A 14,350-nucleotide genomic window follows, 5' to 3' on the forward strand; every position below is an offset into this window, starting at 1 on the left:
GTGCGCGATGCGCCGCCCGAACGCGTCAGGGGGCGGCGGTCGCCGGCGGGGCGCCGGCATCGGCGGGCGTTCCGAGTGCGGCGTTCTCGCTGAGCGCGACGGTGAGCGGCGCGATCGTCACGGCGCCGCCTTCGCGGGCCTGGTCGAGGACGCGGACCGCGAAGCCGTACTCCGCGTCGTCGGCGGCGTCGAAGAAGAGGATGTGGTCATCGCGGGCGGCGAACATGCGCTTCAGGCGCTCGGGCAGCTCCTCGTAGCCCACGTCGACGCCGTTCACCTGGATCTTGCTCTCGGGAAGGATCTTGAGGACGAGCGGCGGGTCGGGATCGTCGGGCAGGTCCTGCTTCTCGATCTCTTCCTTCTCCTGCTTCGGGAGATGGATCCAGAAGTTCTTCGTGAGCAGCGGCGTGATCACCATGAAGATGATGAGCAGCACGAGGACGACGTCGACCAGCGGCGTCACGTTCATGGCGGGCGTCGGCGTCTTGCTCGGCCCGCCGCTCCCGATGGTCATCGCCATGGCTCAGCCCTCCGTGCCGGCCGGCGGCGCCGCCGCCGAGCCTTCCGCCGCGGGCGGCGCGGTCGGCTGGTCGCCGTAGCCCGCGTTCGGGCGCGTGCCGGCCTTGTGCTTCTCGCCGACCATGAAGTTCACGCCCGGGAAGCCCATCTGCTGCGCGCGAGCCATGAAGAGGCGGACGTCGCCGTACTTGAGGGTGGCGTCACCGCGCAGCACGAGCCGGCGCGACGGATCGTTGGCGCGCTCGGAGCCGAGGACGGCCATCAGCCCGTCGAGGTCGTACTCTTCGCCGTTGAAGTGGAACTCGCCCCACTTCGGGACGCTGACCTTGAACGGATCGAGGTTCCCTTCGACGTCCGGATCCGGATTGAAGATGCCCGGCAGCTCGACCTTCACGTCCTTGTCCATCTGCGGCATCACGACCATGAAGATGATGAGGAGGACGAGGACGACGTCGACGAGCGGCGTGACGTTCATGTCCGGCGCCACCTCGGCGCCGTGACGCTTCTTCCTACGCCACCAGCTCACGCTGCGTCCCTTGGCGGTGCGCCTCGGCCTCGGCCCAGCCCTCGATCGAGTCGAGGAGCTCGCCCGCTGCGGAGTTGAGGATCATTTCGTCGCGCGAGATCTGCGTCGAGAGGTAGTTGAACGCGAGCACCGCCGGAATGGCGACGGCGAGGCCGAGCGCGGTCTCGATCAGCGCCTCGGAGATGCCGGCCGACACCGACGACAGGCCGCCGGAGCCGCTCGACGCGATGCCCTGGAAGGCCGAGATGATGCCCAGCACGGTGCCGAGCAGACCGACGAACGGCGCAACGGAGCCGACGGAGGCGAGGACCGAGAGGCCGCGCCGCAGATCGGCGCCGGTGTCCTCGAGGTAGCGCTCCATGTGACGGCGGGTACGCTCGGCCGGCGACAGCGCCGACACGTCCAGCGTTTCGCGCGCGTGCTTGTAGGTCGCGAGCCCGGTGCGGACGAGGCGGGGCAGGTGGCCGTGCTCGTACTCCGACGCTTCGGCGATCACCTGATCGACCATTTCCGCGCGGAGGTGGCTCCCGCTCTCGGCCGCGAACTTCTTCGAGGCGGCACGCGAGCGGCGCAGCGTGATGATCCGCTCGATGAAGACGGTGAGCGACGCCATGCCCATGACGAGGAGGACGGCGGCGACGATGAGCGCCGGCCATCCCATGTGCGCCCACATCTCCGAGAAATCGAAACCCATGATCCGATCCTTTCTTGGCGGTCTGCGGTGCCTGGCGCGGTCAGGCGGTCAATTTGAAGGGAATCTGGATGATCCGGTACACGGTGATCGGCTGTCCCTTGTGCAGTGCGGGCTTGTACTTCCAGGTCTTCACCGCGGCGATGGCGGAGCTCACGAAGGGCTCGTCGCCGCGTAGGACCTCGACCTTCGAAACCGAGCCGTCGGCGAGGATCGTCACCTTGAGGATGACCGTCCCCTGCTTGCCCGTGGAGCGCGCTTCCTGCGGATACGCCGGCTTCACGTTACCGCCGTCGGGCATCGGCGGCACGGCGTCCTCGGGCAGGGCGATGGCGCCGCCCACGGTGCCGCCTGCGATGCCGCCCTGCTGGCCGCCCTCGAGCCCCGCGGGATCCCCCTTGGTCGCGTCCCCGTAGACGGCGATGCCCTTGTCCTGGCTGGGATCCGCCTCCTTGGGGGGCGTCTTCGGCATCTCCTTCGGCGCCGTCAGCTCCTTGCGCGGCGGCGGCTTGTCGAGGCGACGGATCTTCTGGTCGGGGCGGACGATCGGAGCGGCGGCCGCCGGCGGTGGAGCCGCGACCGGTGCGGGAGGAGCGGCCGGCGGCGGCGGCTCCTTCACCACCTTCTCGACGAACTTGAGCTCGACGGGCTTCTGCTGCTCGATGATCGTCTTCGTCGAGAGGACCGCGATGAGGACGCCGACGGCGACGTAGACGACCGAGGAAGCCGCGAACGAGCGCAGCCAGTTCCGCTGCTCCTGCTCTGATCCGCCGTACCCGCTGAACGCGGAGAAAGTGTCATCCTGCATTGGAGCCAGAACCTCGACGTACTGTGCCAGAACGAGCCGACGACTCGATTACGGGAGTGTAAAAACCGCGTGACCGGGTCAGTAGGAGTAGCTGACGCCGAGGGAGAACTTCGTCCCGTTCAGCCACCGCGACTGCAACGCCGAGCCCTGCACGATCTCGTAGCGATCGTTGAGGATGTTCTCGATGCCGAACTTGGCGTTGATCGGCGCGCCCACGATGTCGTTCAGCGGGAAGACGAACACCGCGTCGAGCTGGTCGCGCCGCAGCTCGACGAGGTCCGGCAGGCCGAAGGCGCCGACGTTCAGGATGCGGTTGCCGGCGGTGTTGTAGAAGAGCCGGGCCGTCATCCAGCTCGGGCTGTAGTCGAGGGCGGCGTTCACGACGAACGGCGACTGGCCCTGGAGCGCGCGGTTGGCGGCGGTCTGCACCTCGAACTCGCCGGTGGCCTGCGTCACGGTCGAGTTGATGTAGGCCACGTTCACCGTGAGGCTGAGCGGCTGGAGCCACGAGGTAAGGAAACCGAAGTCCTTGCGGGACTCGAACTCGAAGCCCCATAGGTTGGCGGAGTCGACGTTGGCGAACGAGTCGACGACGCCGGATCCGACGGTGATCGCCGTGGCCTCGATCGGCTGCTCGAGCTGCTTGTAGAAGAAGCCGGCGGAGAGCAGCTCCGTGGGGGTGAAGAACCACTCCCAACGCAGCTCGTAGTTCGTGATGTTGGTCTGGACGAGGCCCGGGTTACCCTGGAACTGCCGCAGGCCGCGCGGCTCGGGGAAGAGGACGGGGCTCAGCTCCCGGAACTCGGGCCGCGCGACGGTCTGGCTGTACCCGGCGCGCACGTTCATGTCGAAGCGCGGGCTGTAGACGAGGTTGATGCCCGGCAGCGGGTCGAGGTTCTTCTTCGTGATGACGGTGGGCTGGCCGTTGATGTCGGACGCCGTGTTCAGGCGGATCAGCGAATACTCCACGCGCACGCCCGCGATCAGTCGTAGCTGGTCACGCACGATGGGCAGGTCGAACATGCCGTAGCCGCCGATGATCTCCTGGGTCGCGCCGAAGCTGTCGCGGGCCTCGGTCAGCTCGCTGAACACGAGTCCGCGCCCGATCTCGTCCGGATCGAAGAGCTGCTCCGGCGGCAACGTCAGATTCTCGGGCGCGCCGGCGCGGAACAGGAAGCGGCGCAGCGCGTAGGTGCGATCGCGATACGTGTAGGCGGGGCCGAACTTGAACGACGCCGGCAGGCCGCTCCACACGTCGGTGCGGGGCAGACCGGTCGTGAACGGGATGCGGAAGTCGACCTGGGTGTCGGTCATGTACTCGGCCAGCTCCGAGAACAGCCGCAGGCCGCTGGTCGGATCGTTTAGGTAGGTCGGCGGCAGGCCGAGCTGCTGCGCGTAGCTGTAGGAGCGGCTGTCGGGGATGTACTGCGTGGTGCGGGCGAGTGCGGTCCGCCAGTTCATCTCCAGCCACGGCGCCAGCCTGTGCTCGCCGCCGAGCTGCCCGTAGTCGAGCTCTTCCTCGGTGTAGCGCAGGCGGGTGTTGAGCACCGTGACGGTCGGCCCGAACTGCGTCGACTCGCCGCTGCCCTCGAGCACGTTGTCGTACGAGTTGCGGTTGATCAGCGTGCGGAGGGTGAACTTGTTGTTGTCGTTGAGCTTGTACGCCGACGTCATGATGCCGCCGAGCGTCGTCTCGAAGGTGCTCGAGTCGTAGACGAAATCGTCTTCGAGACGGATCTCGGGCGTCGCATCCGGCGCGGCGGCGTTGACGAAGAGCCGGTCGATGACGCGGCGTCGCGTCTTGTACTCGGTGCCGTAGGTGCCGGCGAGCTCGAAGCCGAACGGTCCCCAGCTGTTGCCGACCGAGAAGTTCATGCCCGCGTTCGGGGGCGCGGTCATCGAGTCCACGTCCCAGATGTTGCGGAACGAGCCGCCGTAGAGCTTCTGCTCGCCGAGGCCCAGGCCGGCCGGAAGCAGCTGATCGCCGATCGTGTTCGGGATGTCGCGGAAGCTGCGTCCGAAGCCGAGGTAGTCGAGCTTGCCGCCCTCGTAGGTGCGGAAGCGCTTGAAGGTCGTCGACGTGTTCACGCCGGTGCCGAATCCGAGGTTGAACTCGAGCTCCTCCGGGAACTCACGAAGGTCGATCTCCACCAGACCGCCGGAGAAATCGCCCGGGAGGTCGGGCGTATAGGACTTGACGATCGACAGCGCGTCGAGGAACTCGGCGGGGAAGAGGTCGAGCGGCACGACACGCTTCTGCGGATCGGTGCTGGGCAGGCGGCTGCCGTTCAGCTGCGCCGTGCTGTAGCGCTCGCCGAGCCCACGCACGACGATGAACTTGTTGTCCTTCACGGTGACGGCCGGCGCACGCTGCACGACTTCGGAGGCGTCGGAGTCCGGCGACTTCTTGATCATCTCCGCGCTGATGTTGTCCTGCACCGTGGCGGCCTTCTGGCGCTTGATGAGCTGCGTGGCCTCCGCCGCCTTCGCGGCCTGCGCCACCACCTCGACCACTTCGGTGCCGGCGGCCGCCGCCGGCGCGAGGGCGGCGTCTGCACGCGTGGTGGCGCCGGGCTTCACGTGGATGTTCTCCAGGCGGACGCCCTGATACAGCGGCGCGTAGACGCGTAGCTGGTACGTTCCCGCAGGGAGTTTCACCGAGAACTTCCCATCGAGGTCGGTCACGAGCTTCGCCTTGGTGCCCAAGACCTCGACGCCCGCCTCGATCAGCGGCTCACCCGACGATCTGTCGATGATCGTGCCGGAGACCGTGCCCGTGCCGGCCGCCGGTGCTTCAGTCGGCGCGTCCTGCGCCAGCGCAGGGCGCACGAGTGCCAGTGCGAGGCACAGCGCCGCCCGCGCGATCAATCCCACCATGTCGACTCCTCTCGGATGAGCGCGGCTCTACTAGTCGGCTTGTGTTTCGCCTGCGTTACGCGCCGACGAACCTTGCGCGATGCGGATTGGGCCGGGCCGTGTCGCGGCGATTACAAGGCCTCGTAACACGCAAGCAACGATCGCCGGATATGCGAGCTCCCGTCGTCGACGTCGTGCCCGACGCAAATTCGCTCGCGGGACACGTGGGGGCAACATCGGGATGTTAGCTAGCCTTCCGTCACTCAACCCAACAGGTCGAACCCGCTGGGTCGACCACCCCACCACGCTGAACGGAGGAGGAAGCGCATGAACATCCATTGGAGGCTTCGGCCCGCCCTGGGGCGGACCGCAGCCGTGCTCGCGATGGGCACGCTCGCCCTGAGCCTCGCGGCTCCGGCGTCCGCGGACGTCAAGGCGTCGCGGAAGTGCCGGGGCACGATCGCGAAGAGCGGCGCGCTGCTCGCGAAGACGGTGCTGAAGAACGTCGACAAGTGTCACGCCGGCCAGACCAAGGCGGGCCTCGCGCATGGCCCCTGCAACGACGTCGCTACGAGCGCCTTCGATCCCAAGGGCAAGTACCCGGCGTCGAAGACCAAGATCGCCGGGAGCATCACCAAGGCGTGCCTCGCGGGTGATCCGGTCCTGGGCAACTACCCCGGCGACGATGCCTCGAACGCCCTGTTCGCCGCGGGCGAGACCGTGCTGATCGGCAACGCGGTTCTGACGCTCGGCAACGGCACGCTGGCGCCCGCGCTCCAGAAGTGTCAGGCGACCGTCGCCAAGAGCCGCGCGGGCATCATCAACGAGATCATCAAGGGCTCCACGAAGTGCCAGGGCGGCATCGACAAGGTCGGGACGACCTTCGGTGCGATCGACGCCGGCTGCGTGAACCCGGGTGCGAAGAGCGTGGCCAAGGCGCAGCTCTCGATCGCGAAGGCGTGTCAGGGCGTCGATCCGGCCACGCTCGGCACGTGCACGCCCTTCCCGGCGTGCGCGATCAACTCGGCGATCCAGGCCGGTCAGACGATCGCGCGCGACATCTACAGCACGCCGGCGAGCCCCGTCTGCGGCGATGGCTCGATCACCTACCCGGAGCAGTGTGACGACAGCAACACGATCTCGGGCGACGGCTGCAACAGCGCCTGTGAGCTCGAGGGCAACACCTGCTCGCCGTTCCTCGCGACCCGCACCGTGACGATCTCCGTCACCGCCGACCAGCCCTTCGCGGCGGCCGACATCAACCTCGACTATCCGCAGTTCCAGAGCGGCCTGTTCGGCACCGGGCAGTCGTCGCTCATCCAGAACGCGATCGTCGTCAACCAGGGGACGCCCGGGAACTACCTGTTCCTCGCCAACGACCGTGAGACCGACCTGAAGATGGGCCTCGCGTCGAGCGAGGACGAGTTCAACACCGGCCTCCTCCTGACGATCACCTTCGATGGTTGCCTCGCGCTGGAAGAGAACATCTGCAACCGGAACCAGAACGTCATCGGCTGCTGCAACGGCGACGGCGACGATCCGGGTGGCGAGGACTGTGCCTACACGCCGCCGGTCTGCACGTCGTTCCCGATGGGCTCCATCGGCGCCGGCACGCCCGAGGACTGCTGCCCCGCCGACAACGCCTGCGTGACGCAGGTGGGTGCGACGCTGTGCTCGATCGGCAACGCGGTGACCGCGGTGGGCAACCCCGTCAACGTCACCTGCTCGGTCAACGTGGTCCAGTAAGCGTTCCCCAAGGAGAACTGAAGACATGAACACTCTCGTCAAGGGAATCCTCACGGGGACGGCGGCCCTCATGTTGGCCGCATGGACCCCCATCGCGCAGGCCGCGACCTGCGGTGACCTCAACAACAACGGCGGCATCGACGCCGGCGACTGCACGCTGCTCCTCGACGTCGCCGTCGGCCCGCCCGACCCGGTGGGCCTCTGCGGCGGCCTCGGGGTGCTCCAGTGCGGCGACCTCGCCGGCGGTGACGGCGTGATCAATACGGCCGACGTCTCGGCCTGTCTGCTCACGGTGTCGGGCGGCGAGACGGTGTTCCCGCTCTGCGGCGGCGCTCCGCAGCAGATGACCTGCCCGGGCGGTCTCCGGGACATCACGTCGAACATCAACACGTCGCAGGTGTGGCTGAGCGGCTGCACCTACCGCATCGACCGCGTGATCTTCGTGCAGCCCGGCGTCACGCTCAGCATCCAGAGCGGCGTCAAGGTCATCGCGAAGAAGGCGCCCACGGCGCCGGCGTCCGTCTCGGCGCTGGTCTTCCTGCGCGACTCGAAGATCAACGCGACCGGCACGCAGGCCGCGCCCATCACCTTCACCAGCGACCAGAACGAGGCGATCGTCGGGACCGTCGGTAACCCGAAGGGCGTCGGTGACTGGGGCGGTATCGTTCTGAACGGCCGCGCCCGCGTGAACGTGCCCGGCGGCGAAGGTCTCTCCGAGGGTCTCGACGCGGTGCCCTTCGGCGGCCTCGAGGACAACGACTCGAGCGGCGTCGTCCAGTTCGTCCGCGTCGAGTTCGCCGGCAAGGTCGTCGGCATCGACAACGAGCTCAACCTCTTCACCATGAACGCGCTCGGCCAGGGCACCGTCATCGACCACGTGCATGCGCACGCGGGCCTCGATGACGCCCACGAGTGGTTCGGCGGCAACGTGAAGAGCCGCTATCTGCTGGCGTCGGCGCAGGGCGACGACGGCCTCGACTGGCAGCTCGGCTTCACCGGCGCCGTGCAGTTCGCGGCCGTGTGGCAGGACGCGAACCGCGTCGAGAGCGGTGGCTCGAACGGCATCGAGGCCGACAACAACGAGAACAACTTCAACGCGACGCCGGTGTCGAACCCGGCGTTCTGCAACGTCACGCTCTGCGGCACGGCGGATCAGACGCTGCCGCCGGGCGGGCCGGTGAACCAGTTCGGTATGCTGCTTCGCCGCGGCACCTCCGGCCGGATCGCGAACACGATCGTCGAGGGCTTCCGCGCGGCCGGCGGTCGTATCCAGCACAACGAGACCTCGCTGCGCTTCGCGACCGGCAACACCGGCTCGTGCTCGCTGATTTCGAACACCGGTCTCTGGAGCACGATGTTCTTCAACAACGTGGTCACCCTCGACTCGGCGAACATCACCGGGTCGACCTGCACCGCGGCCGACCTCCTCGGCCTGTGGACGAGCGGCCGCAACGTGACGACGGGCATCGATCCGCAGGTCGACTGCGCGACGCCGACCGGCATGATCACCGTGCCGCCGGCGGCCAGCCCGGCGTCGGCGGGCGGCATCAACTGCGCCACCCAGTTCGGTGACGCGTTCTTCCAGAACACGGCTTACCGCGGCGCGTTCCAGCCCGGTGGCACCAGCTGGGCGCTCGCGCCCTGGGCGGTGTTCCCGGTCAACTGAGCGCGTCGAGCGCCTTGCCGTAACGCAGGCCGGGGAGGGCGCAGCCCTCCCCGGCCGTCGCGTTCTTCGCGCCAACGCTAGTACGAAAGTCGCATTGCAAACATTGACGATTCATGGAGACGCTATGAGGACCTTCGTGGTGGCCGCCCTGTTGAGTGGTGTCTGTCTCTCGTCCGCGCTGGCACCGGCTGCGGTGCCCCCGCCCGATCGAGTACGGCTCGATCGGGCGGCGGCACCGTCGATGGACGATCTGATCGTGCGCCTGCTGAAGGCGTTCGAGGCGAACGACGCCGACGGCGTGCGCAAGCTGCGCGTCACGCGGCGGGAGTACCTGAAGATCATCATGCCCGGCTTCGTCGAGCCGGGCGCGCCGCCGCGCATCGTCGACAAGCAGGAGTCCGAGTTCTGGTGGAACCTTCTCGACGGCAAGTCGCTCTACACGGAGCTCGCGCTCCTGAACGACTACGGTGGCCGTCGCTTCACCGTCAAGGAGGTCACCTTCCTCAAGGGCGTGAAGTCGTACGCCTGGTACACGAGCCACGGCCGCATCCTGCTGACCCTGGCCGACGAGGGCGGCGAGGAGCGTCGGCTCCAGATGGGATCGGTGATCGAGGCGAACGGCGCCTTCAAGTTCGTGTCCTACACCCGTGACTGAGACCCAGAAGAACAGGGGGATTCATGCGTAACGTCATCGCGATCGTCGCGCTCGTGGCGAGCGTCGGGCTCGTGGTTCCGACGTCCAGCGACGCCAAGGTGTCGAAGGAGTGCAAGGCGTCGAAGAAGTGTCGGACGGCGATCGTGTCGCGCTCCGGCAAGGCCATCAAGGCCGGGCTGAAGCAGGTCGACAAGTGTCACAAGAGCCGTGACGCGGGTAAGACCACCGCCGACTGCAACGCGGTCGACGGCGCGTCGCTCATGTCGAAGGGCGCGGGCCTGATCGAAAAGCGTTGCGCCGCAACGGAGCCCGTGCGCGGCTTGTTCCGCAACAACGACCCGGTCGGGTCGCTGTCGACGTCCATCGGCACGGCGCTGAGCGAGGGCGCGGGCACCGCGTTGGGGAGCCCGACGCTCGGCGGCGAGAAGGCGCTGGTGAAGTGCCACAAGGCCATCGCGAAGGCGCACACCGCGCTCGTCAAGGCGATGCTCCGCCAGGCGACGGTGTGCCAGAAGGTCGGCGACGTCGGCCAGTGTGCCTTCGGGCCGACGGCGTGTCTCAGCGCCATCCAGCCCGCGTCGGCCGGTGCCGATGCGCGGCGGGCGGCGCTCACGCGGGCGTGCAGCGGCGTCGATCTCGAGCGGATCGGCACCTGCTCGCCGTTCCCGGACTGCGTGATCGATTCCGCGCGCCAGACGGCCGCCCTGCTCGCGGAGTCGCTCTACAGCACGCCGATCGTGTGCGGCGACGGCGTGGTGCAGGGCTCGGAGCAGTGCGACGACGGCAACGACATCGACGACGACGGCTGCACCAACGCGTGCACCGTCTCCGCGTGCGGCGACGGCGTGGTGCAGGCGCCCGAGGAGTGCGACGACGCCGACCTGTCGAACACGAACGCCTGCGTCGAGGGCTGCAAGCTGGCGACGTGCGGCGACGGCTTCGTGCACGAGGGCGTCGAGGAGTGCGACGACGGCAACGACGATCCGTCGGACGGCTGCGACGCGTGCAAGGTAGCGGCGGTCTCCTGCGACCCGGCGGTCGGGTACCGCATCACGGTATCGGTCGCCTACGATCCCGCGGAGCGCGACCTGAACGCCATCACGTTCGATCTCGGCTATCCGGTCGGTGTCAGCATTCCCGGCAAGGCGCAGGAGCCGTCCGTGCAGGCGCGCATCACCATCCTGAGCGGGAACGAGGGCGATCTCATCGCGATCGGCAACGACAAGGACGTGAACTCCGACGGAACGGACGACCTGCTCACCGTCGGCCTGCTGTCGTTCGCCGACACGCCGGAGATCAAGGGCGACGGCATCCCCCCGGGGGACCAGGTCGAGGTGCGGTTCGACTGCGCCGAGGGCGCCAACTTCGCCGGATCCGATTTCACCTGCGCGGTGACGAGCGCCAACGACATCAACGGCAGCGAGGTGCCTGCGGCGTGCTCCGTGCGGGTCAGCGCGAACTGAGCATGATGATCCGCGCCGTGGCACTCGTGCTGCTGGCGTCCGGGGCGGCCCTGGCCGCCCCGGACGCCAGCTCGGTCTGCGTCGGAAAGGACGGCGTGCGCGCCGTCGTCTCGATCGACTACGACGTCCGCGAGACGGACTACGACCTCAACGCGGCGAAGCTGGTCGTCGTGTATCCGGCGAGCGTCAGCCTGCCGGGGACCGGCTCCGCCGATACGGTTCGGCAGCGCGTGAGCGCGCTCCAGGGCAAGCAGCCGGGCGACGTGCGCGTAGTCGCCCACGACGCGGACGCGGCCGGGGCGCGCGATCTCTACCTGGTGGTCGCATCGTTCGCGGACACGCCCTCCGAGTTCAACGACGGCGTGCGTCCGGGCGACACCGCCGCCGTGCAGTTCGACTGCACCGACGGCGCGCGCATCGCGGCCGACGACTTCACGTGCCGCGTGGAGTCGTCGAACGACATCCACAGCAATCCGCTGGCGATCACCTGCACGGTGCGCGTCGCGAAGCAGTGACCAGATCCAGGTTCGAGCGAAGGTAGGAGGGACAGGACATGAGGACAGGACTCCGGACGGCCGGCACGGCGCTGCTCGTGCTCGCGGGCATCTCCACCGTCGCGGCAGCGGGACCGAGCACCGACCTCGGCAGCTACGCGCTCTTCGCCGAGAAGTCCCTGCGCGCGAAATCGCTCGAGCTGCAGACCGGTGACGTCGGCGTCAACGACGGCATCCTGTGGGTGCGTGGTCCGCTGGTCGCGCCCGGCGGCACCGTCGCCGCGTCGCGCGTGCGCCTGTCGCCGAAGTCCCGCTGCGGGGCGCTCGTCGCCGACACCGTCGCCGAGACGGGGGCCGGCTGTGCGCTCGGCATGCCGCTCGGCGGGCGCATCATGCCCGATGTGGCCGAGGCCTGCGGCATCCCGGACCAGATCCCGGCCTGTGATCGCTCGAATCCGATCATCGTCGGTCACGACGAGACCCGCACGCTGCCGCCCGGTGTCTACGGCTCGCTGCGCATCGAGGGCGGCGGAGCCGGCAAGGGCCGCGCGGTCCTGAGCGGCGGCGACTACGTGTTCTGCGACATTCGCACCAGCCGCCGCGCCGGGCTCCTCTTCGCCGGCGCGGCGACCGTCACGGTGGTCGGCAGCGTGGACCTGGGCACCGGAAGCGTCACCGGGCCGGCCCCGGGCGCGATCGTGTCCGCTTCCGACGTACGCATCGTCGCCGCCGGCAACCGCTCGCGGTTCTCGCGCCGCGCCACCGTCTCGGCGTTCTTCTGCGCGCCGCAGGCGCGGCTCTCGATCACGCAGGGGGCGTCCCTCGCCGGCGTCTTCGCGGCTCGCACCATTCGGGCCGACGGCGTGAAGGCGACGAACGTGCCGCCGAGCGTCCCGACGACGAGCACGACGTCGACCAGCAGCACCACCTCGACCACAACCACGTCGTCCACGGTGCCGTCGACCCTGCCGACCACGACGACCACGACGACGTCGACGACCTCCTCGACGACGACCACCACCACCACGACCGAGCCGGGCCTCTGTGATCCGGCGCTCGGTATCCGCGCGTCCGTGCGCGTGAGCTACGACAACCTCGGCCGTGATCTCAACGCGGCGCTGGTGAACCTCACGTACGGTCCGACCCTCTCGATCCCCGGCTCCCGCATGGACGCCTCGGTGCAGGAGCGCATCTTCGCGATCGCACCCGACTCGCTCGTGCTGGGCAACGACAAGGATCTCGATGCCGACGCGGTCGACGAGACCCTCACGGTCGGTATCGTGTCCCTGGCCGACGAGCCGGGCATTCTCGGCGACGGCATCCAGCCCGGCGTCGTCTTCGAGGTGCAGTTCGACTGCGCCGGCCAGCCGCCGGCGAGTGCGGTCGGCTGCTTCGTGCAGGATCCGGTCGATGCGAACGCGAACCCCGTGCCCGAGGTCACGTGTACCGTGGCGCTCGCGCCCGGCACTCCGGTGACGACGACGACGCTCGAGCAGACCACCACCACGTCGACGAGCACGAGCTCGACGACGAGCACCACCACGACCGTCCCGACGACCACGTCGACGACGAGTACGACCACGAGCACCACGATCCCGACGACCACGAGCACGTCGACGACGAGCACGACCACGAGCACCACGATCCCGACGACCACGAGCACGTCGACGACGAGCACGACCACGACCACCACGGTCCCGACGACCACGAGCACGTCGACGACGAGCACGACCACGAGCACCACGATCCCGACCACCACGAGCACGTCGACGACGAGCACGACCAGCACGTCGACGACCACCACCACCTCGACCACCACGACGACCGTCGCGCCGGTCTGCGGGAACGGCATCCCGGAGGCGGGCGAGGAGTGCGACGACGGGAACGACGACAACAACGACGCCTGCGTCGCCGGCTGCAAGAACGCGCGCTGCGGGGACGGGTACTTCTACTCGGGCGTCGAGCAATGCGACGACGGCAACACCGTGGCCGGCGACGGGTGCTCCCCGACCTGCACCATCGAGCCGGCGGTGTGCGGCAACAGCCGCGTCGAGGGCGACGAGACCTGCGACGACGGCAACACCGAGGACGGCGACGCCTGCCCGTCGAACTGCCGCATCGGCTTCTGCAGCCCTTCGGGAAGCCAGCAGACGACGGTCACGTACACGAAGCCGACCGGGGTGGGGAACATCGGGTCCATGGTCGTGTTCGTGGACTACCCGGACGGGCGCGTCAGCATTCCGGGAATGGGCAACCAGTCGACCGTCCGTGCGCGCGTCACGAATCTGCCGACCGGCTTCGTGCACACCGCGAACGACCTCGATTACGCCATCCGCGAGGTGCTCTCGCCGACGCTGCCGGGCAACATCCTGAACGGCGCGCAGCTCTTCCGCATCAACTACGACGGCTGCTCCGGCCAGACGCTGCCGGTGGCGAGCGACTACAAGTGTCGGGTCGAGCAGGCCTTCAACCCCCAGGGCTCGGGCTACGACGTCTCGGGGTTCACGTGCACGGTGACCATCCCATGACGGATGGCGGCAAGGTTCGCCGAGCCGACACCGCCAGGTAACGCCGGACTGCTATCGGGTCGCTTCCCAGGGAGGGGAAGACCCATGGCTTCGACGACTCGCGTTTCGTTCGTCACGACGCTCACGCTGCTGGCCCTCGCGGCAGCGTCCGGGCCAGCCTTCGCCGCGCAGACCAAATGCGGGGCGGGCAAGGTGAAGTGCGTCAGCGGCAAGATCGCGGGACTGCTCAAGTGCGAGCAGACCGCGGCGACGCCCGGCAAGGTGCCGGATCCGAACGACAAGGGCTGCGTCGACAAGGTGAAGCGCAAGTTCGACGGCGGCAGCGAGCCGGCGAAGGGCTGCTTCGAGAAGCTCGAGGGCAAGGCGTCGAACGACTGTGCGACGACCGACGACACGGC

Annotated in this window: 11 protein-coding genes; 6 read left to right on the forward strand and 5 right to left on the reverse strand. The window is 68.4% G+C overall.

All coding sequences use genetic code 11. The features are described from left to right. Positions 1-25: 25 nt before the first annotated feature. The 5 genes from KIT14_03885 to KIT14_03905 all read right to left on the reverse strand — a co-directional run bounded on the left by KIT14_03885 (position 26) and on the right by KIT14_03905 (position 5,421). On the reverse strand, positions 26-520 hold the full coding sequence (locus KIT14_03885) for a biopolymer transporter ExbD (GenBank protein ID MCW5889671.1): 495 nt from the start codon (positions 518-520) through the stop codon (positions 26-28). A gap of 3 nt (positions 521-523) precedes the next feature. Beyond that, on the reverse strand, positions 524-1,045 hold the full coding sequence (locus KIT14_03890; protein MCW5889672.1) for a biopolymer transporter ExbD: 522 nt from the start codon (positions 1,043-1,045) through the stop codon (positions 524-526). After that, complete coding sequence (locus tag KIT14_03895) at positions 1,029-1,742, reverse strand: MotA/TolQ/ExbB proton channel family protein (GenBank protein MCW5889673.1); 714 nt, start codon at positions 1,740-1,742, stop codon at positions 1,029-1,031. Before KIT14_03895 ends, KIT14_03890 begins: the two co-directional genes overlap by 17 nt. A 37-nt stretch (positions 1,743-1,779) precedes the next feature. Beyond that, a complete protein-coding gene (locus KIT14_03900) occupies positions 1,780-2,544 on the reverse strand; it encodes an energy transducer TonB (GenBank protein MCW5889674.1) in 765 nt (254 codons plus the stop codon). A gap of 78 nt (positions 2,545-2,622) precedes the next feature. Beyond that, positions 2,623-5,421, reverse strand: coding sequence for an outer membrane beta-barrel protein (locus KIT14_03905; GenBank protein MCW5889675.1), 2,799 nt, complete (start codon positions 5,419-5,421; stop codon positions 2,623-2,625). A gap of 363 nt (positions 5,422-5,784) precedes the next feature. On the opposite strand from KIT14_03905, the gene KIT14_03910 reads away from it, so the two are divergent. From KIT14_03910 to KIT14_03935, 6 genes are all read left to right on the forward strand, one after another. Continuing rightward, complete coding sequence (locus tag KIT14_03910; protein MCW5889676.1) at positions 5,785-7,146, forward strand: DUF4215 domain-containing protein; 1,362 nt, start codon at positions 5,785-5,787, stop codon at positions 7,144-7,146. A 25-nt stretch (positions 7,147-7,171) separates the two neighbouring features. After that, entirely contained in the window at positions 7,172-8,812 is a 1,641-nt protein-coding gene (locus tag KIT14_03915; GenBank protein MCW5889677.1) for a hypothetical protein, read from the forward strand. Between the two features lie 241 nt (positions 8,813-9,053). Next, complete coding sequence (locus KIT14_03920; protein ID MCW5889678.1) at positions 9,054-9,467, forward strand: hypothetical protein; 414 nt, start codon at positions 9,054-9,056, stop codon at positions 9,465-9,467. Positions 9,468-9,490: 23 nt separating this feature from the next. Beyond that, positions 9,491-10,930 carry a DUF4215 domain-containing protein gene (locus KIT14_03925; protein MCW5889679.1) on the forward strand — a complete coding sequence of 480 codons (1,440 nt, stop codon included), beginning with the start codon at positions 9,491-9,493 and terminating at the stop codon, positions 10,928-10,930. Positions 10,931-10,947: 17 nt separating this feature from the next. Continuing rightward, on the forward strand, positions 10,948-11,445 hold the full coding sequence (locus KIT14_03930; GenBank protein ID MCW5889680.1) for a hypothetical protein: 498 nt from the start codon (positions 10,948-10,950) through the stop codon (positions 11,443-11,445). A 1,724-nt stretch (positions 11,446-13,169) separates the two neighbouring features. Next, complete coding sequence (locus KIT14_03935; protein ID MCW5889681.1) at positions 13,170-13,952, forward strand: DUF4215 domain-containing protein; 783 nt, start codon at positions 13,170-13,172, stop codon at positions 13,950-13,952. Positions 13,953-14,350: the final 398 nt, after the last annotated feature.

The sequence above is a fragment of the bacterium genome, assembly GCA_026129405.1.
Lineage (GTDB): Bacteria > Desulfobacterota > Binatia > DP-6 > DP-6 > JAHCID01.

Excerpts from the sequence above, each read along its gene's own strand:
- KIT14_03885 (MCW5889671.1), bottom strand. The coding sequence starts at position 520 with ATGGCGATGACCATCGGGAGCGGCGGGCCGAGCAAGACGCCGACGCCC.
- KIT14_03900 (MCW5889674.1), bottom strand. The coding sequence starts at position 2,544 with ATGCAGGATGACACTTTCTCCGCGTTCAGCGGGTACGGCGGATCAGAG.
- KIT14_03905 (MCW5889675.1), bottom strand. The coding sequence starts at position 5,421 with ATGGTGGGATTGATCGCGCGGGCGGCGCTGTGCCTCGCACTGGCACTC.
- KIT14_03910 (MCW5889676.1), top strand. The coding sequence starts at position 5,785 with ATGGGCACGCTCGCCCTGAGCCTCGCGGCTCCGGCGTCCGCGGACGTC.
- KIT14_03915 (MCW5889677.1), top strand. The coding sequence starts at position 7,172 with ATGAACACTCTCGTCAAGGGAATCCTCACGGGGACGGCGGCCCTCATG.
- KIT14_03920 (MCW5889678.1), top strand. The coding sequence starts at position 9,054 with ATGGACGATCTGATCGTGCGCCTGCTGAAGGCGTTCGAGGCGAACGAC.
- KIT14_03925 (MCW5889679.1), top strand. The coding sequence starts at position 9,491 with ATGCGTAACGTCATCGCGATCGTCGCGCTCGTGGCGAGCGTCGGGCTC.